Raw genomic sequence first — 18,803 nt, forward strand, 5'->3', positions numbered from 1 at the left:
TTGCATGAAACCGCGTTAGCGAACTGAAAAGTATAGATCGGCAAAATGCAGGCGCAGGTGCGACAACATGCAAGCGATAGTCGGTTAACTTCCTTGCACAGGGGCGCTTGAAGGAAATCAGTCTAAAAACACCGCCCGGGACGCGATGGCTTTTGCTAGCCTCAAAGGTGTAGGCGAAGACGCAGACTGATGCGCAAGCGGATAGCAAGGGGACGTGGGGCGCGTTCCGAAGGGTACACGGTTAGAAAGATCTCCGCGCTGAGATCCAGCCCTTATGCCGTGTGAGGCAGCAAAGCACCGCTCTTTTTCCATGGTTGCTTTTGTACTGTGAGAGGCCCGATAAACCTTGTAAGCCAGAGACCAGCACTGGCCGCCTACTCGAACACCAAAGCCCGCATTGCTGCGGGCTTTGTCGTTGTTGCAGGATCAGATTTTGGTCAGCGCGTACGCCAGATCGGCGCGCAGGTCTTCGAGATCTTCGACCCCCACCGACAGACGCACCAGGCCATCGCCGATCCCCAGTTTGGCGCGGGTTTCAGCGGGAATGGTCGCGTGAGTCATGATCGCCGGATGCTCGATCAGGCTTTCAACGCCGCCCAGGCTCTCGGCCAGGGCAAAGATCTTCACGTTTTCCAGAAAGCGCCGTGCGCCCTCCAGATCACTGTTCAGATCCACCGAGATCATCCCGCCAAAACCATGCATCTGCCGTTTTGCCAACTCATGCTGCGGGTGCGATGGCAGGCCCGGGTAGTAGACACGTTTGACCTGCGGTTGCTGCTCCAGCCACTTGGCCAGTTCCAGCGCGTTGCTGCAGTGACGCTCCATGCGCAGCGCCAGGGTCTTGACCCCGCGCAAGGTCAGGAACGCGTCGAACGGCCCGGAAATCGCGCCGACGGCGTTCTGCAGGAAGCCGAGTTTGTCCGCCAGTTCGGCATTCTGCCCAACCACCGCGATACCACCGATCACGTCGGAGTGACCGTTCAGGTACTTGGTGGTCGAGTGCAGCACGATGTCGAAACCCAGCTCCAGCGGGCGCTGGATATAGGGGCTGGCGAAGGTGTTGTCGGCAACGCTGATGATCCCGCGTGCGCGGCAGATGCGCGCAATCGCGGCCAGATCCGACAGGCTCAGCAGCGGGTTGGTCGGCGACTCGACAATCACCAGACGGGTGTCGTCCTGCAGCGCCGCTTCGAACGCCGCCAGGTCAGTCAGATCGACGTAGCTGAAGCGATGCCCGGCGCTGCGCTGGCGTACCTTGTCAAACAGACGGAATGTGCCGCCGTACAGGTCATTGCCGGAGATCACGTGCGAACCGGCATCGATCAGTTCGAGCACGGTGGAAATGGTCGCCAGCCCGGAAGCGAACGCGAACGCGCGGGTGCCACCTTCCAGATCCGCCACGCAACGCTCCAGGGCAAAACGCGTCGGGTTGTGCGAGCGCCCGTAGTCGAAGCCCTTGTGCACGCCGGGGCTGTCTTGCAGGTAAGTCGAGTTGGCGTAGATCGGCGGCATCAGCGCACCGGTGGTCGGGTCCGGCGCTTGCCCGGCGTGGATCACCCGGGTCGCGAAGCCTTGGGATTTATCGTCGTGCTGACTCATGCGAGGGATCTCCGTAATTGGTTGAGCATGTCGGTGCGGGTAATCAGGCCGTGGAAGCCCGACGCGTCGGCGATGATCGCGACGAGGCCGCGACTGAGCACCGCTTCCAGCTCGGCGAGGTTGGCACCGGGGGCGAGGGTTTGTAGTTTGCCGGTCATCACGCTGGACACCGATTGACTGAAGCGCGCAGCGTCTTCGTGCACCGGCAGCAGAATGTCCGATTCGTCAATCACGCCGACCAGTTGTTTGCCTTCCACCAGCACCGGCAGCTGCGAAACATCCGCCAGACGCATGCGCTGGAACGCGGTCAGCAGGGTGTCGTCGGGACCGACGCTGATCACGCGGCCATCTTCGAAACGGCGGGCGATCAGATCACGCAGATCGCCATAGCGTTTGCGCTGCAACAGGCCCTGATCGGTCATCCACTGGTCGTTGTAGACCTTCGACAGATAGCGCGTGCCGGTGTCGCAGACGAAGCTGACCACGCGTTTCGGCTCGGTCTGTTCGCGGCAATAACGCAGCGCGGCGGCGAGCAGGGTGCCGGTCGACGAGCCACCGAGAATGCCTTCGGCGCGCAGCAACTGGCGGGCGTGATCGAAGCTTTCTTCGTCGCTGATCGAGTAGGCGTGGCGCACGCTGGTGAGGTCGGTGATCGACGGAATGAAATCTTCGCCGATGCCTTCCACCGCCCATGAACCGGGCGTTGGCATCGTGCCGTCGCGGCTGTACTGAGCCATCACCGAACCGACCGGGTCGGCGAGGACCATTTCCAGATCCGGTTGTACCCGTTTGAAGAAGCGGCTCAGCCCGGTCAGGGTGCCGGCGGAACCGACGCCAACCACGATCGCATCCAGATCATGCTCGGTCTGCGCCCAGATCTCCGGCGCGGTGCTGCATTCGTGGGCCAGCGGGTTGGCGGGGTTGTTGAACTGGTCGGCGAAGAACGCGCCGGGAATGTCTTTCGCCAGGCGTGCGGCCACGTCCTGGTAATACTCGGGGTGGCCCTTGCCGACGTCCGAGCGGGTGATGTGCACTTCGGCACCCATGGCTTTCAAGTGCAGGACTTTCTCGGTGGACATCTTGTCCGGGACTACCAGCACCACGCGGTAGCCTTTGGCCCGGCCGACCAGCGCCAGACCCAGGCCGGTGTTGCCGGCGGTGGCCTCGACGATGGTGCCACCTGGTTGCAGGCGCCCGTCGCGTTCAGCGGCATCGATCATCGCCAGACCGATGCGATCCTTGATCGAGCCGCCGGGGTTTTGTGATTCCAGTTTGAGAAACAGTGTGCAGAGGCCGGTATCGAAGCGGGTAACCTGTACCAGCGGCGTATTGCCGATCAGCCCAAGTACGGCAGGGCGTGAATCCTTTGACATTTCTTCACCTCTTGTAGTGGTGTTGATCGCGTTCCATTCGCGGGGAAAAGCTCGCGTGCAACATAGGCTTAGACATGATCCGTCGCAACCTTTAACCCGCCGCTGCGCCAGCCATTTCGATCTAACCATAGAACAGAATCGCAGCCTGCAAGCGCCCGGTTTCAGAGGGTTTACATCAAGGCGCCATCGAGTATTGAAAGGGCGTCGCCAGCGCCCCTCACAGCTTGATCTGCGTAGGAATATCCTGCAGGGCGAATCGTGTTTTCAGCGGGCATACGGCCGACAACTGATTATGAGGGAAACTTGTGATCATCAAGATTAAAATGAGTTTGTCTCACTAGAGGCTGATCCTGACAATGGCCGCCATCAACAAGACATTGGAGTTGTTTGTCATGGCACTGGCCCATTCCCTCGGATTTCCGCGCATTGGTCGCGACCGCGAATTGAAAAAAGCGCAAGAGGCGTTCTGGAAAGGAGAACTGAACGAGGCCGGCCTGCGTGAAGTGGGTCGTGAATTACGCAAGGCCCACTGGGACTTGCAGAAGAACGCCGGCATCGAGCTGCTGCCGGTGGGCGATTTCGCCTGGTACGACCAGGTGCTGACCCACTCGCTAATGTTCGGCGTGATTCCCGAGCGTTTCCGTCCACATGACGGCAAAGCCAGCCTGCAGACCCTGTTCAGCATGGCCCGTGGCGTCAGCGACAGTTGCTGTGGCGGTGCGCATGCGCAGGAAATGACCAAGTGGTTCGACACCAACTACCACTACCTGGTCCCGGAATTCAGCGTTGATCAGCAGTTCCAGCTCGGCTGGGAACAGTTGTTCGAAGAAGTCGAAGAAGCCCGCGCACTGGGGCATAACGTCAAACCGGTGATCATCGGCCCCCTGACTTATCTGTGGCTGGGCAAGGCCAAAGGTGCCGAGTTCGACAAGCTGGAATTGCTTGATCGCCTGCTGCCGCTGTACGGACAGATCTTTGCGCGCCTCGCCGCCCTTGGTGTGGAATGGGTGCAGATCGACGAGCCGATTCTGGTGCTCGACTTGCCGCAGGAGTGGAAGAATGCTTTCGAGCGTGCGTACAACCAGATCCAGCGTGATCCGCTGAAGAAACTGCTCGCCACTTACTTCGGTGGTCTGGAAGAGAACCTCGGTCTGGCCGCCAACCTGCCGGTCGACGGTTTGCACATCGACCTGGTGCGCGCAGCGGAACAGTACCCGACCATCCTTGATCGCCTGCCGGCCTACAAGGTGCTGTCGCTGGGTGTGGTCAACGGCCGCAACGTCTGGCGCTGCGATCTGGAAAATGCGCTGGCGACTTTGCAGCATGCACATGAGCGCCTGGGTGATCGCCTGTGGGTCGCGCCATCGTGCTCGCTGTTGCACAGTCCGGTGGATCTGGGCCGCGAAGACCAGCTCGATGCCGAGCTGAAAAGTTGGCTGGCGTTTGCCGTGCAGAAGTGCGAAGAAGTCGCCGTGCTGGCGCAGGCGGTCAACGAGCCGGAAGCGCCGAAAGTGCTGCGCGCCTTGGCCCAAAGTCGCTCGGTACAGACCAGCCGCGCCGCCTCGCCTCGTATTCACAAACCGGCAGTGCAGGCCCGTGTGGCGGCCATTACTGCGCAGGATAGCCAGCGCCAATCGCCGTTTACCCAGCGCATCGCCAAGCAGCGCGCCGGCCTCGATTTGCCACTGTTCCCGACCACCACTATCGGTTCGTTTCCGCAAACTGCGTCGATCCGCCTGGCGCGTCAGTCGTTCAAGCAAGGCAAACTGAGCGAAGCCGAATACACCGAAGCCATGTACAGCGAGATCCGCCACGCCGTGCAAATTCAGGAGCAGTTGGGCCTCGACGTGCTGGTGCACGGTGAAGCCGAGCGCAACGACATGGTCGAGTACTTCGCCGAGCAACTCGACGGCTACGCGTTTACCCGTTTTGGCTGGGTGCAAAGCTATGGTTCGCGTTGCGTCAAACCGGCGGTGATCTTCGGTGATTTGAGCCGTCCGCAAGCCATGACCGTGGACTGGATCCGCTACGCCCAGGGCCTGACCGGCAAGGTCATGAAAGGCATGCTGACGGGACCTGTGACCATGCTGATGTGGTCGTTCCCGCGCGAAGACGTGTCCCGTGAAGTGCAGGCGCGGCAACTGGCGCTGGCGCTCCGTGACGAAGTGGTGGACCTGGAAGCCGCCGGAATCAGGATCGTGCAGATCGATGAAGCCGCGTTCCGCGAAGGTTTGCCGCTGCGCCGCGCGCAATGGCAGCACTATCTGGATTGGGCCACCGAAGCGTTCCGCCTGTGTGCCTCCGGTGTACGCGACGAAACGCAGATCCACACGCACATGTGCTACAGCGAATTCAATGATGTGATCGAGTCCATCGCCGCCATGGACGCCGATGTGATCACCATCGAAACCTCGCGCTCGGACATGGAACTGCTGGAGGCGTTCGAGGCCTTCGATTACCCGAACGAGATCGGCCCGGGCGTCTACGACATTCACTCGCCGCGGGTGCCGGATGCTTCGGAAATGGCCAATCTGCTGCGCAAGGCAGCGCAGCGAGTTCCGGCCGAGCGGTTGTGGGTCAACCCGGATTGCGGTCTGAAAACTCGTGGCTGGCCGGAGACTGAGGCGGCGCTGGTACACATGGTCAACGCTGCCCGCCAGTTGCGCAACGAATTGGCCTGAGAAGACAACCCAAAAACCTTGTGGGAGCGGGCTTGCTCGCGAAGGCGGAGTGTCAGCTAAATAATTTTCGACTGACACTCCGCCTTCGCGAGCAAGCCCGCTCCCACAATGGGTTCAGTGATCGGTCAGTGACGGCTCATCAAACCATGCAACACACCGAGGCGCAGCCCCGGTTCCGACGGCGCCATCTGCGAAATGCCGAATACCTTGAACGCCGCCAGCATCAGCACCAGCCCTCCCGGGAGGATGCTCTGGCGATGCGGTTGCAGACCGGCGAGCTTCAGTTGTTGAACGTTCTTCACCTTCAGCAGCAACAGCGACAGGCGCAATAACCCGCCATAGGTAATGCCGTCCTGACCGAAATCGTTCAAGCGATTGGCTTTAAGCACCTTCGCCAGCATCCGCGCCGTGCCGGAGGAACCAATAGTCTGCTGCCAGCCCTGCGCGCGATAGCGGCGGGCGACTTTTTCGAATTGCAGGATCGCCACGCGCTCGGCTTCTTGCAGTGCGCCGGGAGCAATGCGCCCGTCGGGGAAATAGCGTGCGCCCATGCTACCGCTGCCAATGGCGATGCTTTCGGTGAGCAGCGGTTGCGACCCCTGGCCGAGAATCAGCTCGGTGGAACCACCGCCAATGTCGACCACCAGCCGCATGTCCTCCGCCCCCGGTAGGGAGTGGGCGACGCCGGCATACACCAGTTGCGCCTCTTCATGGCCCGAAATGACGTCGATGCGAAACCCGAGATGGCGTTCGGCACTGTGCAGAAACAACTGCGCATTGTCAGCCTCGCGTACTGCGCTGGTCGCCACGGCCCGCACCTTGCCGGCCTCGAATCCGCGCAGTTTCTTGCCGAACCGCGCCAGCGCCTGCCAGCCCCGATCCAGCGCCATTTCGTCCAGCGCACCGCCGTCGAAGCCCTCGGCCAGCCGCACCGGTTCACGCAGGGTTTTGACCTCCTGAATCATGAAGCCTTTTCGACTGCGAACCGACTGGCCGATCATCAGGCGAAACGCATTCGAGCCCAGGTCGATGGCGGCAAACAGCGAGGCGTCTTCTTTCATGGGAATCCCTGCGAAACATCCGTCGAAGGCTCAAGACGGTTTGCGAGGATTCTGCGGTGCGCTTGATGACATCCTGATGACGGGGCAGGGGCGGTTCAGTGAATTCGCGGCTGTCATGACACTGTCATTATCCGGCGACTATCCTGACCCCAATACATCGCGTGTTCTTAAAGTTTTTGCTGCCTCTTTGGGCAGCTTTTTTTTTGCCCGCGATTTGGCAAGCCGTGCGCAAGGTTTGCAATCGTGGGCGTCCCTTGGCTAATATACGATCCATATACACTTCGTATCGGATTCGGATATGGGCATCGTAAAAATTTCAGAAGACATGCATGAGAACCTGCGCATCTCCAGCACCGCGCTCAGCCGCTCGATCAACGCGCAGGCCGAGCACTGGATGCGCATCGGCATGCTCGCCGAGCTGCACCCCAACCTCGACCACAGCGCCATTTGCCGCTTGCTGATCCGCGCCGAACAGAACGGCGGGCTGGATCTGCATCAACTGACTCAGGAAGCCGTCAGCGCATGAGAAATCAGATCAAGATCAACACCCCTGCGGAAATCGCGAAGTCGCGCGCGGCGGGCAAACTCGCCGCCGAAGTGCTGGCAATGCTGGTACCGCATGTGAAGGCCGGGGTGACCACCGATGAGCTGGATCGCCTGTGCAACGACTACATCGTCAACGTGCAAAAAGCGATTCCGGCCAACGTCGGTTATCACGGTTTCCCGAAAACCGTCTGCGCCTCGGTCAACGATGTGGTGTGCCACGGCATCCCGTCGGGCACGCCGCTGAAGGATGGCGACATCGTCAACCTCGACATCGCGGTAATCAAGGATGGCTGGTTCGGCGACACCAGCCGCATGTACGTGGTCGGCGAGGCGACGCCTGAGGCGCAGCACCTGATCAAAACCACCTACGACGCCATGTGCGCCGGCATTCGCAGGGTGCGTCCGGGCGCGACACTGGGCGACATCGGTCATGCGATCCAGAGCCTGGCGGAGAGCGAAGGTTTCAGCGTGGTGCGCGAGTATTGCGGGCATGGCATTGGCAAGGTGTATCACGATGAACCGCAGATCCTGCATTACGGTTTCCCCAATCAGGGCATGAAGCTCAAGGCGGGGATGATCTTCACCGTCGAGCCGATGCTCAATGCCGGCAAGCGTCATGTGAAGAACATGCCGGATGGCTGGACCGTGCTGACCAAGGATGGCTCGCTGTCGGCGCAGTGGGAGCATATGGTCGCGGTGACCGAAACCGGCTTCGAAATTCTCACGGCGTGGCCGGATCAGATTGAAGGCTACCGCGCTATTCCCTGAGACCGTGCTGACAGCTTCCCTCACCCTAGCCCTCTCCCGGAGGGAGAGGGGACTGACTGGATTGTCTGGACGAGTTACGCCGACCTGAAATATCGGGTCGAACTCAGGTCTTGACCATCATGGTGATCGGCTCCCTTTCCCCCTCGCCCCCTTGGGGGAGAGGGCTGGGGTGAGGGGGGGACTCCCACAGACGACACGCTATCAGTGAGAACCGGCCGCTTTGTTGAGGTCGCTTTCAGCCCATTCGGTGTAGACGCAGGCATCCGCCGTGGCCCAGCGCACTCGCACCGGATCGCCAGCCTTGAGCGGCATGCCCGCCGCCGACAGCGCTTTCACCGTCATCGAAGTACCGCCCGACGTCACCACGCTGCACGTCTGGCTTTCGCCAAGAAACAGCACCTCCACGACCTTGGCCGACACCTCATTCCAACCCGCTGCCAGCGGCTCCTCGCTCGCCTGCTGCACGCTCAGCGCCACAGCTTTTTCCGGCCGCACCATCAGCAGCACATCCTGATCGGTATGCAAGCCAGCAGTCAGGCGAATCGACAACGACTGCCCCTCGAAACTCGCCGCCGCGTTGCCCTGGGCCTTGAGCTTGAGGAAGTTCGAGTTGCCGAGGAATGACGCGACAAACGCATTCGGCGGATTCTGATACAGGTCATAACCGCTGCCCAGACCAACAATCTTGCCGTGACTGAAAATCGCGATGCGCTGCGACAAGCGCATCGCTTCTTCCTGATCGTGGGTGACGTAGACGATGGTGATGCCCAGGCGCCGATGCAGCTGGCGCAGTTCATCCTGCAAGTCTTCACGCAGTTTTTTATCCAGCGCACCGAGCGGTTCGTCCATCAGCAGAATGCGTGGCTCGTAGACCAGCGCCCGGGCGATGGCGACGCGTTGCTGTTGCCCGCCAGAGAGTTGCGAAGGGCGGCGATGGGCGAATTGTTCGAGCTGCACCAGTTTCAACATCGCATCGACACGCTTGTCACGTTCGGCGGCGTCGAGTTTGCGGATCGCCAGCGGAAAGGCGATGTTGTCGCGCACCGACAGATGCGGGAACAGCGAATAACGCTGGAACACCATGCCGATGTCGCGCTTGTGCGGCGGCACGTTGACCAGCGACTGACCGTTGACCAGGATCTCGCCGCTGCTCGGGGTTTCGAACCCGGCGAGCATCGACAGCGTGGTGCTTTTGCCCGAGCCGCTGGAGCCGAGGAAGGTCAGGAACTCGCCGTCCTTGATGTCCAGCGAGATGTTGTCGACGGCGGCAAAGTCGCCGTAGTGCTTGTTCAGATTGCGCAGGCTGACCAGGGGTTTGTCGTTCTGCTGGGATGCGTCTTTGATCACGGCACTCATGTCGTACTCCTGGGCGCTCAGGCGCGGATTTCGTTGCGCCGGCGCAGCGCGGCGGCGATCACCATGACCAATACCGACAGGCCGATCAGCAGCGTCGAAGCGACGGCGATCACCGGGGTCAGGTCCTGGCGCAGGGTGGTCCACATTTTCACGGGAAGAGTTTGCAGGGTCGGGCTAGCCATCATCACGCTGAGCACTACTTCGTCCCACGAAACCAGAAAGGCGAAGAGGGCGCCGGCGACCATGCCCGGACGGATCGCCGGGAACGTCACCTTGAACACCGCTTGCAGGCGTGAGGCACCGCAGATCACCGCCGCGTCTTCAATCGACTGATCGAACAGCTTCAGCGAGTTGATGATCGAGATGATGGTGAACGGCAGCGCGACGATCACATGGCTGACCACGAAGGCAAACATGGTCCCGGTGTAACCGAGTTTGAGAAACAGCGCGTACACCGCCACCGCGATGATCACCAGCGGCACGATCATCGGCAGGGTGAACAGACCGTAGAGCATTTCCCGACCGGGAAAGCGCCCGCGCACCAGCGCAAACGCGGTTGGCAGACCGAGGGCCACGGCGCAGATCGTAGTCAGCACGGCAACCTTGAGGCTGGCCGCCGCAGCGTTCATCCAGTCGGCGTTGGAGAAGAACTGGCCGTACCATTTCAGCGTCCAGCCCGGCGGTGGGAACACCAGCCACTGCGACGAGCCGAACGACAGCAGGACGATGAACACGATCGGCAACAGCAGGAACAAACCGATCAGTCCGGTGGTTGCATACAAGCCGAAACGCATCCGCCGGCTCATGGCATTGGGAGTCAGGAGCATCTCGGCTTACCTCGTGTTGCTGGCGCCAACCGGGGATTCCGGCTGAAGCTTCAGGTAGAAGTAGAACAGCACCAGCGTGATCGCGATCAGCAACGCAGCGCCGGCACTGGCCAGGCCCCAATTGAGGAACGATTGCACCTGCTGAATGATGAACTCCGGCAGCATCATGTTCTGCGCCCCGCCGAGCAGCGCCGGGGTGACGTAGTAACCGAGCGACATCACGAACACCATCAACCCGCCGGACGCCAGACCCGGCCGGCACAGCGGCAGGAACACCCGGAAGAAGTTGGTCCACGGGCTGGCGCCGCAGATCGAGCCGGCCTGCAGGATCATCGGGTCGATGGCCTGCATGGTCGCCTGCAACGGCAGCACGATGAACGGGATCATGATGTAGCTCATGCCGATCACCACGCCGGTCAGGTTGTGCACCATTTCCAGCGGCTGATCGATGATCCCCAGCGCCATCAGCGCCTTGTTGATCACGCCCGAGGCTTGCAGCAACACCAGCCACGAATAGGTGCGGGCGAGCAGGCTGGTCCACATCGATAGCAGCACGATATTGAGGATCCAGCGGCCCCAGCCGCGCGGCACCAACGTGATCGCCCAAGCCAGCGGAAAGCCCAGCAACAGGCTGAAAATCGTCACCAGCCCGGCCACCGAGAAGGTGTTGAGCAGCACCCGCGCATACGCCGAGTTGGCGAACAGTTGTTCATAGTTGCCAAGGCCCGGGGTCGGTTCGAGCACGCCGCGCAACAGCAGGCCAATCAACGGCGCGAGAAAGAACAGGCCGAGGAACAGCAGTGCCGGGACCAGGTTGCCGGCACCTTTCCAGCGTTGTCTGAAGGTGTGGGTCGAGCCGGCAGCGCCGGTGGCGCTCCCGGTCACCGTTGCAGGACGAGGCGCAGCAGCCGCCATTTTCATTTGACCAGCCATTCGTTCCACCGTGTCGCGATGGCTTGACCGTTCTTGGCCCAGTACGCGAAATCAAGAGTGATCTGATCCTTGGCGTAAGCCGTCGGCAGGTTCGGGGCCAGCACCGAGTCCAGGCGCGCCACGCTGTCGACGTTGACCGGGGCGTAGGCGGTCAGGTTGGAGAAGTCGGCCTGGCCTTTGGCACTGCTGGCGTTGGCCAGAAACTTCATCGCCGCGTCCTTGTTTTTCGAACCCTTTGGAATCACCAGAATGTCGGCCATGACCAGGTTCTGTTTCCAGCTCACACCGACGGGTGCGCCGTCTTCCTGCAGCGCGTGAATCCGGCCGTTCCAGAACTGGCCCATGCTCGCTTCACCGGAGGCCAGCAGTTGCTGCGACTGCGCGCCGCCGCCCCACCAGACGATGTCTTTCTTGATGGTGTCGAGTTTCTTGAAGGCGCGATCAAGGTCAAGCGGGTAGAGCTTGTCGGCCGGCACGCCGTCGGCCAGCAGCGCCAGTTCGAGCACGCCGGGGCTTGGCCATTTGTACAGGGCGCGTTTGCCGGGGTAGGTCTTGGTGTCGAACAGCGCGGTCCAGTCTTGCGGCTTGGCCGCGCCGAGCTTGCCTTCGTTGTAGCCGAGGACGAAGGAGAAGAAGAACGAGCCGACACCGTAATCGCTGACGAAACGCGGGTCGATCTTGTCGCGCTGGATGACTTTGAAATCGAGGGGTTCAAGCAGGCCTTCAGCGGCGGCGCGCAGGGCAAAGTCGGCTTCGACATCGACCACGTCCCATTGCACGTTGCCGCTTTCGACCATGGCCTTGAGTTTGCCGTAGTCGGTCGGGCCGTCCTGCACCACGGTGATGCCGCTGGCCTTGCTGAACGGATCGGCCCAGGCCTGTTTCTGCGCATCCTGGGTGCTACCGCCCCAGCTGACGAAGTTCACGCTTTCGGCGGCCATTGCAGCCTGGCCGGTCACGCTCAGCAGTCCCGCAAAAAGGATTGCGGTTGCAGCTTTGTTCAACACCATTTTTACGCCCTCATTGTTGTGTTTTTGAGCGGGCTTGCGTTGTTGCCCGCCTGTCGGGAGCAGTAGCCGGACGGTTTTTCAGGTCGCCCGGTCTATGGAATATCATATTATGGTATTCCAAACTTTGTGCAAGCACTTTGCCTTACCGGTTATCTGGCGGATGGGCTTTTTGTGAGCTCGAGGGAATTAAATTGAAATGCAAAACCCTGTAGGAGTGAGCCTGCTCGCGAAAGCGGTGTGACGTTCTGCGATGATGTTGGCTGATCCACCGCTATCGCGAGCAGGCTCACTCCTACAGTTGGAATTGTGGTTGGCGTGGATTATTCGCTGAAGGGAATGCTCTCGACCACTTCCAGGTCATACCCGGTCAGCCCCGCATACTTCAGCGGCGGCCCAAGATGCCGCAGCTTGCCCACCCCCAGGTTCTGCAGAATCTGCGCCCCGGTGCCCACCTCCGAATAAATCCGTGATTGCGAGCGGCTGAACTGCCGTGGCGGCTGGGTCAGTTGCGGCACGCGCTCGAGCAGCGCCTGCGACGATTCATGATTGGCCAACACCACCACAACCCCATTACCTTCCGCCGCGACCCGTTGCAGCGCCGCCCACAACGTCCAGTTGCTCGGCCCGCTGTACTCAGCGCCGACCAGATCCCGCAGCGGATCGATCACATGCACGCGCACCAACGTCGGCTCTTCGCGACGCAGATCGCCCATCACCATCGCCATGTGCACGCCACCCTCGATGCGGTCTTCGAAAGTGATCAGACGGAACGTGCCATGCACCGTCGGCAGCTCACGTTCGCCGATGCGTTCGATGGTGTGCTCGGTGCTCAGGCGATAATGAATCAGGTCAGCGATGGTGCCGATCTTGATTCCGTGCTTGCGCGCGAACACTTCCAGATCCGGGCGGCGGGCCATGGTGCCGTCATCGTTCATCACCTCGACGATCACCGAGGCCGGGGTGAAACCGGCGAGGCGGGCGAGGTCGCAGCCGGCTTCGGTGTGGCCGGCGCGGGTCAGCACGCCGCCTTCCTTGGCGCGCAGCGGGAAGATGTGCCCAGGCTGCACCAAGTCTTCGGCGCGGGCGTCTTTGGCCACAGCGGCCGCGACCGTGCGTGCGCGGTCAGCTGCAGAAATGCCAGTGGTAACCCCGACCGCCGCTTCAATCGACACGGTAAACGCGGTACTGAACACGCTGCCGTTGCTCGGCACCATTTGCTCAAGGCCCAGGCGCTGGCAGTGCTCGTCGGTCAGTGTCAGGCAAATCAGCCCGCGTGCTTCACGGGCCATGAAGCTGATCGCTTCGGGCGTGCAACAATCGGCGGCCAGCAGCAGGTCGCCTTCGTTTTCCCGATCTTCGTCATCGACCAGCAGGACCATTTTGCCGAGGCGATAATCTTCGAGGATTTCTTCGATGCTGTTGAAGGCCATGCTGGACTCTCAGGGTTTGTTGGAAATATATTGGTATACCATAATACAAAATCAACAAAGAGGTCACTATGAAGGCGTACTGGATTGCCCACGTGGATGTCGACGATGCCGAGCACTACAGCCAATACACCCAGCGCGCACCGGCAGCCTTCGCCGCGTTCGGCGCGAAATTTCTGGCCCGGGGCGGACGCAGCGAAGCGCTGGAGGGCAGGGCTACTCCTCAGCGTAGCGTGGTGATCGAATTCGAGAGCTACGAGCAAGCGCTGGCGTGCTACCACTCGGCGGCGTATCAGGAGGCGAAACGTTATCGCGAGGAATGGGCGAGGGCGGAGATCGTCATCGTAGAAGGCATCGCACCACTTTAAGCAACACCGCTAAACACTGTGGGAGCGAGCCTGCTCGCGAAAGCGGTCGTTCATTCAACATTTGTATCGACTGACCCGACGCCTTCGCGAGCAGGCTCGCTCCCACAGGGGGATAGGTGGTGATCAGCGGATAAAGTGGATCTTCCCGCTGTCATCATTGCCCATGTAGATCCCATACACCCCGGCCTGACGCTCCTCGATGTAACGCTCAAGAATCTGCCGGATCGCCGGGTAATAGATCTGCTCCCACGGAATGTCCTCAGGGGCGAAGAATTTGTAGTCGAGGGTTTCCGGGCCGTACTGCCCGGTGATCTCCAGCGCGATCGCGCGGAAGATGATGTACACCTCGCTGATCTTCGGCACGCTGAAAATCGAATACGGCGAGACTATTTCCGCGCGCACGCCGCTTTCTTCCCAGACTTCGCGCAGCGCCGCCTGCTCGGTGGTCTCGCCGCTTTCCATGAAGCCGGCCGGCAGCGTCCAGGTGCCCGGGCGCGGGGGGATCGCCCGTTGGCACAAGAGATATTTGCCGTCCTGCTCGATAATGCAGCCGGCGATGATTTTCGGATTGACGTAGTGGATATAGCCGCAGCCGCGGCATATAAGGCGCTCGTGCGTATCGCCCGGCGGTACCTGCTGACCGAGGTCAGGGCCACCGCATTTCGGGCAAAAGCTCGGGCTGAACATGTCAGTGACCTATGCGCGGTTCTTTCAGCGCGATGGGCAGGGTGATGTTCGGCGTGGCGCCAGTCTCTTCCTGTTTGCGCTTGAGGTAGTCGAGGGCCACGGCCGCAGCGGCGCGCACGTGATCGACACAGGCCTGATGCGCCGCCAGCGGATCGCCGCTCTTGATCGCCTCGACCATTTTTTCCATCTCGTGGTTACTCGCGCCGCGACGGTTTTCCTGGGACACCGAGGTCGCCCGCAGGTAGCTGATGCGCGCCTGCAACTGGCGCAATTGAGTGGCCGCAACGTGGTTGCCCGAGCCTTCGAGCAGCACGTCGTAGAAGCCCTGTACCGAGTCGATCACCTGTTGCAGCTCGCCGTCCTTGAGCGCCTTGCGGTTCTCGTCGAGGGCTTTTTCCAGGGCCTTGATGTCCTTGGCCTTGGCACGCAGGGTGAACAGCTGGACGATCAGACCTTCGAGCACGCAGCGCAGCTCGTAGATGTCGACTGCATCGGCGAGGGTGATGATCGCCACCCGTGGGCCTTTGGCATCGGCGAACTCGACCAGACCTTCGGACTCCAGGTGACGCAAGGCTTCGCGCACCGACGTGCGGCTGACACCGAGGCGATCGCACAGATCGCGCTCGACCAGACGATCACCGGGCATGAGCTGGAAATTCATGATCGCGCTGCGCAGTTTATCCAGCACGATTTCGCGCAGGGTAACGGGGTTGCGATTGACCTTGAAGCTGTCGTCGAGTGGCTGGCGTTTCATGGGGTCCGCTCTTGAAGTTGGCTGTCCATGCCAGACGGGCATCTAAACAGCCGAGGGGTTAACTGGAGGCCTCGGCGTCGGCTTCGGCGAAGGCTTCACGGGCGAGCCGGAAACTGTCCACGGCTGCCGGGACGCCGCAATAAATACCGACCTGAAGCAGAATTTCGCGTATTTGCTCACGACTCAGGCCGTTACGCAAGGCGCCGCGCACATGCAGCTTGAGTTCGTGCGGGCGGTTGAGCGCCGAGATCATCGCCAGGTTGATCATGCTGCGCTCCTTGAGCGACAAACCCTCACGGCCCCAGACATGGCCCCAGCAGTATTCGGTGACCATTTCCTGCAGTGGGCGGGTGAAGTCGTCGGCGTTGTCGATGGAGCGCTGCACATAGGCTTCGCCCAGCACCTGGGTGCGGATTTTCAGGCCTTTTTCGTACTTTTTGTTACTCATATTCTTCGGCTCACCTCAATCCCTGTGGGAGCTGGCTTGCCAGCGATAGCGGTGGTTCAGTCAGCATTGATGTTGAATGTTCCGACGTCATCGCTGGCAAGCCAGCTCCCACAGGGTTTTGCATTGTTCTTTCAAGCAAGGGTTGGCAGCGGCCCGAGCTTGCCTTTGTGATAAATCATCGGCGTCACCGGTTGTTCGGGCAGGATCAGGTTCTTCACCGCGCCGACAATGATCGCGTGATCACCACCGTCGTATTCACGCCACAACTCGCACTCGATGATTGCCGTGGCCTTGGCGAGGATCGGGTTACCGAGTTCGCTCAAATGCCACTCGATGTGCTTGGCCTTGTCCTTGCCTTTACCGGCGAAGGCGTAGGCCTCGGCGGTCTGGTCGGCGGACAGCAAATGGATCGCGAATTTCTTGCTGTCGCGCAGCACCGGGTAGGTGTCGGAAGCGTAGTTGGGGCAGAACAGCACCAGCGCCGGATCAATCGACAGCGCGCTGAAGGCGCTGGCGGTGATGCCGACGATGGCGCCGTCCGGGTCGAGAGTGGTGACCACCGTGACCCCGGACGGGAATGAGCTCATGACGTCTTTGTAAATGCCGGGTTCGATCATGTCGCAGGACTCCTAGCGCATCACAAACGGATCAGGCATCGGCGCCTGAGAGAGATTGATCCACACCGTTTTCAGTTCGGTGTAGGCCAGCACCGAATCGATGCCGCTTTCGCGTCCATAGCCACTGTTCTTGAAACCGCCGATCGGCGCCATCGCCGACACCGCACGGTAGGTATTGACCCAGATGATTCCCGAACGCACATCCCGCGCCAGACGATGGGCGCGGCCCAGATCGCGGGTCCAGATGCCGGCGGCGAGGCCGAACTGCGAGTCGTTGGCGATTGCCAGCGCCTCGGCTTCGTCTTTGAAGCGAATCACCGATGCCACCGGGCCGAAAACTTCTTCCTGCATGATCTTCATCGAGTTGCGGTCGCACTCGAACAGCGTCGGCTCGTAGAACCAGCCGTCACCCAGATCTGTGGGGCGCTTGCCGCCGGTGCGCAACCGCGCGCCTTCAGCAAGGGCATCAGCCACCAGACCTTCGACCACCGCCAATTGCTGCGCAGTAGCCATCGGGCCCATTTCGCTGTGATCTTCCTGCGGGTTGCCGATGCGGATGCGCTGGGCGCGTTCGACCAGGCGGTTGACGAACTCGTCGTAGATTTCGTCCTGTACCAGCAAACGTGAGCCGGACACGCAGCTCTGGCCGGAGGCGGCGTAGATCCCGGCGATGGCGCCATTGATCGCGCTGTCCAGGTCGGCGTCGGCGAAGATGATGTTCGGCGACTTGCCGCCGAGTTCCAGCGACAGCTTGGCGAAGTTTTCGGCGCTGCTGCGCACCACATGCCGGGCCGTGGCCGCGCCGCCGGTGAAGGCGATCTTGCGGATCAGCGGATGACGGGTGAGGGCGGCGCCGGTGCTCGGGCCGTAACCGGTGACGACGTTGACCACACCCGGCGGAATCCCGGCTTCGAGGGCCAGGCGTGCCAGCTCAAGGATGGTCGCCGAGGCGTGCTCGGACGGTTTGATCACGATGGTGTTGCCGGCGGCGAGGGCCGGGGCCAGTTTGATCGCGGTCAGGTACAGCGGGCTGTTCCACGGAATGATCGCGGCAACCACACCCATCGCTTCGTGCACGGTGTAGGCAAACAGGTCGGGCTTGTCCAGCGGCAGGGTGCCGCCTTCGAGCTTGTCGGCCAGGCCTGCGGTGTAGTGGAAGAACTCCGGCAGATAGCCGACCTGACCCCGGGTTTCGCGGATCAGTTTGCCGTTGTCGCGGCTTTCCAGCTGCGCCAGTTGTTCCTTGTTTTCCGCGATCAGGTCACCGAGACGCCGCAGCAGCTTGCCGCGTGCGGTGGCGGTGAGGCCGCGCCAAGCCGGGCTGTCGAAGGCAGTCTGCGCCGCTTGCACGGCGCGTTCGACGTCGGCTTCATCGGCGTCAGGCAACTCGGCCCAGGCCTGAGCGCTGGCCGGGTTGAGGCTTGTGAAAGTCTTGCCGGAGAGGGCGTCGACCCATTCTCCGCCGATGCACATCTGGAAGCGTGCGAGTGTCATGCAACGATCCCCTTTATAGGGTTTTGTCGGGAGTGTGCGTATTCGAGGAATTCCAGCAGCGTCTGGTTGACCAGCCGCGGCGACTCTACCGGCATCATATGCCGTTGCTCGGGCAGCACCGCAACCTTCGCGCCGGGGATGCGTCGGGCCAGTTGCTCGGCCATTTCCGGGGTGGAACCGGGGTCGAGTTCGCCGGTGGCGATCAGCGTCGGCGCATGGATACTGCCGAGGTCGTCGGCGCGGTACATGTCCTGAGTGGCGAACAGTTCATAAGTGGTCAGGTAACCCTGCGGATCGTTGCCGGCCAGGGTCTGACGAATGGCTGCGATCTGCGCCGGGTTGGCCGCCTGATATTCACGGCTGAACCAGCGCGACAGCGCCGCTTCGGCGTTGGCATCCGGGCCGTGTTCAGCCGCCTGCGCGGTACGAGCGATGACCCCGGCGCGCTGTTCTTCACTGCGGTTGAACACGCTGTTAAGCACAACCAGGCTTTGCAGGCGCTCCGGGTAGTGCAGGGCAAACGCCCGTGCCACCAGTCCGCCCATGGAGAAACCGATCACCGCAGCCTGAGGCAGATTCAGGTGATCGAGCAGCTCCAGCAACTGATCGGCATAACCGAGCAGGCCGGTGCCGCTGGCCGGGCGCGGGCTGGCGCCGTGGCCGAGCATGTCGTAGGCGATCACCTGGTATTGGGCAGACAGGCCAACGATCTGGCCGCCCCACATTTCTTTGTTCAGGCCCACGCCGTGGATCAAGACCACGGGCTGGCCTTGGCCGGTCGCCAGGTAACTGGTGCCAGCCGGGGTGAGTTCAGCGGTGAGCCGAATCATGGAGCGCTCCTGCAATGCCTTTTT

General features: G+C 61.4%; 19 protein-coding genes. 5 read left to right on the forward strand and 14 right to left on the reverse strand.

Translation table 11 applies throughout. The annotated features are described in order from the left end of the window. Nucleotides 1-426: 426 nt before the first annotated feature. Together QRN61_RS11795 and QRN61_RS11800 are read right to left on the reverse strand one after the other, a co-directional pair. Nucleotides 427-1,599 (reverse strand): cystathionine gamma-synthase, encoded by a 1,173-nt coding sequence (locus tag QRN61_RS11795; RefSeq protein ID WP_115989578.1) that lies wholly within the window; start codon nucleotides 1,597-1,599, stop codon nucleotides 427-429. Further along, entirely contained in the window at nucleotides 1,596-2,972 is a 1,377-nt protein-coding gene (locus QRN61_RS11800) for a pyridoxal-phosphate dependent enzyme (RefSeq protein WP_115989579.1), read from the reverse strand. Before QRN61_RS11800 ends, QRN61_RS11795 begins: the two co-directional genes overlap by 4 nt. A gap of 392 nt (nucleotides 2,973-3,364) precedes the next feature. Between QRN61_RS11800 and metE the strand changes: the two genes are divergently transcribed. Next, nucleotides 3,365-5,653, forward strand: a complete 2,289-nt coding sequence (gene metE / locus QRN61_RS11805; protein WP_285373842.1) for a 5-methyltetrahydropteroyltriglutamate--homocysteine S-methyltransferase — start codon at nucleotides 3,365-3,367, stop codon at nucleotides 5,651-5,653. 125 nt (nucleotides 5,654-5,778) lie between these two features. Here metE and QRN61_RS11810 read toward each other — a convergent pair whose 3' ends face one another. Next, complete coding sequence (locus QRN61_RS11810) at nucleotides 5,779-6,714, reverse strand: Ppx/GppA family phosphatase (protein WP_285373843.1); 936 nt, start codon at nucleotides 6,712-6,714, stop codon at nucleotides 5,779-5,781. Here QRN61_RS11810 and QRN61_RS11815 point away from each other — a divergent pair. Genes QRN61_RS11815 through map form a run of 3 tightly spaced genes read left to right on the forward strand, consistent with a single transcriptional unit; the run spans nucleotide 6,713 to nucleotide 8,028 of the window. After that, the gene (locus tag QRN61_RS11815) at nucleotides 6,713-6,976 is read left to right on the forward strand and encodes a hypothetical protein (RefSeq protein ID WP_150368777.1); all 264 of its coding nucleotides are present in this window, start codon (nucleotides 6,713-6,715) and stop codon (nucleotides 6,974-6,976) included. The genes QRN61_RS11810 and QRN61_RS11815 overlap by 2 nt on opposite strands. 36 nt (nucleotides 6,977-7,012) lie before the next feature. Next, nucleotides 7,013-7,240 (forward strand): ParD-like family protein, encoded by a 228-nt coding sequence (locus tag QRN61_RS11820; protein WP_025111624.1) that lies wholly within the window; start codon nucleotides 7,013-7,015, stop codon nucleotides 7,238-7,240. After that, nucleotides 7,237-8,028, forward strand: a complete 792-nt coding sequence (gene map / locus QRN61_RS11825) for a type I methionyl aminopeptidase (RefSeq protein ID WP_096797218.1) — start codon at nucleotides 7,237-7,239, stop codon at nucleotides 8,026-8,028. Before QRN61_RS11820 ends, map begins: the two co-directional genes overlap by 4 nt. A gap of 201 nt (nucleotides 8,029-8,229) precedes the next feature. On the opposite strand, the gene QRN61_RS11830 is transcribed toward map, so the two are convergent. From QRN61_RS11830 to ribBA, 5 genes are all read right to left on the reverse strand, one after another. Continuing rightward, a complete protein-coding gene (locus tag QRN61_RS11830) occupies nucleotides 8,230-9,384 on the reverse strand; it encodes an ABC transporter ATP-binding protein (RefSeq protein ID WP_285373844.1) in 1,155 nt (384 codons plus the stop codon). Nucleotides 9,385-9,401: 17 nt separating this feature from the next. Next, the gene (locus QRN61_RS11835) at nucleotides 9,402-10,211 is read right to left on the reverse strand and encodes an ABC transporter permease (protein WP_150368773.1); all 810 of its coding nucleotides are present in this window, start codon (nucleotides 10,209-10,211) and stop codon (nucleotides 9,402-9,404) included. A gap of 6 nt (nucleotides 10,212-10,217) precedes the next feature. Next, complete coding sequence (locus QRN61_RS11840) at nucleotides 10,218-11,132, reverse strand: ABC transporter permease (protein ID WP_285373912.1); 915 nt, start codon at nucleotides 11,130-11,132, stop codon at nucleotides 10,218-10,220. Next, nucleotides 11,129-12,154 (reverse strand): ABC transporter substrate-binding protein, encoded by a 1,026-nt coding sequence (locus QRN61_RS11845; RefSeq protein WP_003225720.1) that lies wholly within the window; start codon nucleotides 12,152-12,154, stop codon nucleotides 11,129-11,131. The genes QRN61_RS11840 and QRN61_RS11845 overlap by 4 nt, the downstream gene beginning before the upstream one ends. 320 nt (nucleotides 12,155-12,474) lie before the next feature. Then, on the reverse strand, nucleotides 12,475-13,584 hold the full coding sequence (gene ribBA / locus QRN61_RS11850; protein ID WP_285373845.1) for a bifunctional 3,4-dihydroxy-2-butanone-4-phosphate synthase/GTP cyclohydrolase II: 1,110 nt from the start codon (nucleotides 13,582-13,584) through the stop codon (nucleotides 12,475-12,477). Between the two features lie 68 nt (nucleotides 13,585-13,652). Here ribBA and QRN61_RS11855 point away from each other — a divergent pair, with 68 nt between their 5' ends. Then, a complete protein-coding gene (locus QRN61_RS11855; protein WP_096797223.1) occupies nucleotides 13,653-13,949 on the forward strand; it encodes a DUF1330 domain-containing protein in 297 nt (98 codons plus the stop codon). Between the two features lie 123 nt (nucleotides 13,950-14,072). On the opposite strand, the gene QRN61_RS11865 is transcribed toward QRN61_RS11855, so the two are convergent. The 6 genes from QRN61_RS11865 to QRN61_RS11890 all read right to left on the reverse strand — a co-directional run bounded on the left by QRN61_RS11865 (nucleotide 14,073) and on the right by QRN61_RS11890 (nucleotide 18,779). Beyond that, nucleotides 14,073-14,636, reverse strand: a complete 564-nt coding sequence (locus QRN61_RS11865) for an NUDIX hydrolase (RefSeq protein ID WP_027613072.1) — start codon at nucleotides 14,634-14,636, stop codon at nucleotides 14,073-14,075. A gap of 1 nt (nucleotide 14,637) precedes the next feature. Next, nucleotides 14,638-15,390: a GntR family transcriptional regulator gene (locus tag QRN61_RS11870; protein WP_007968636.1), complete on the reverse strand. Its 753-nt coding sequence runs from the start codon at nucleotides 15,388-15,390 to the stop codon at nucleotides 14,638-14,640. A gap of 58 nt (nucleotides 15,391-15,448) precedes the next feature. Further along, the gene (locus tag QRN61_RS11875) at nucleotides 15,449-15,838 is read right to left on the reverse strand and encodes a carboxymuconolactone decarboxylase family protein (RefSeq protein WP_096797224.1); all 390 of its coding nucleotides are present in this window, start codon (nucleotides 15,836-15,838) and stop codon (nucleotides 15,449-15,451) included. A gap of 131 nt (nucleotides 15,839-15,969) precedes the next feature. After that, on the reverse strand, nucleotides 15,970-16,455 hold the full coding sequence (locus QRN61_RS11880; RefSeq protein ID WP_027613074.1) for a flavin reductase family protein: 486 nt from the start codon (nucleotides 16,453-16,455) through the stop codon (nucleotides 15,970-15,972). Nucleotides 16,456-16,467: 12 nt separating this feature from the next. Continuing rightward, on the reverse strand, nucleotides 16,468-17,949 hold the full coding sequence (locus QRN61_RS11885; RefSeq protein ID WP_285373846.1) for an aldehyde dehydrogenase: 1,482 nt from the start codon (nucleotides 17,947-17,949) through the stop codon (nucleotides 16,468-16,470). Continuing rightward, nucleotides 17,946-18,779: an alpha/beta fold hydrolase gene (locus tag QRN61_RS11890; protein ID WP_285373847.1), complete on the reverse strand. Its 834-nt coding sequence runs from the start codon at nucleotides 18,777-18,779 to the stop codon at nucleotides 17,946-17,948. Before QRN61_RS11890 ends, QRN61_RS11885 begins: the two co-directional genes overlap by 4 nt. Nucleotides 18,780-18,803 lie beyond the last annotated feature (24 nt).

The sequence above is a fragment of the Pseudomonas sp. lyk4-TYG-107 genome (assembly GCF_030209055.1).
GTDB classification, from domain to species: Bacteria; Pseudomonadota; Gammaproteobacteria; order Pseudomonadales; family Pseudomonadaceae; genus Aquipseudomonas; species Aquipseudomonas putida_A.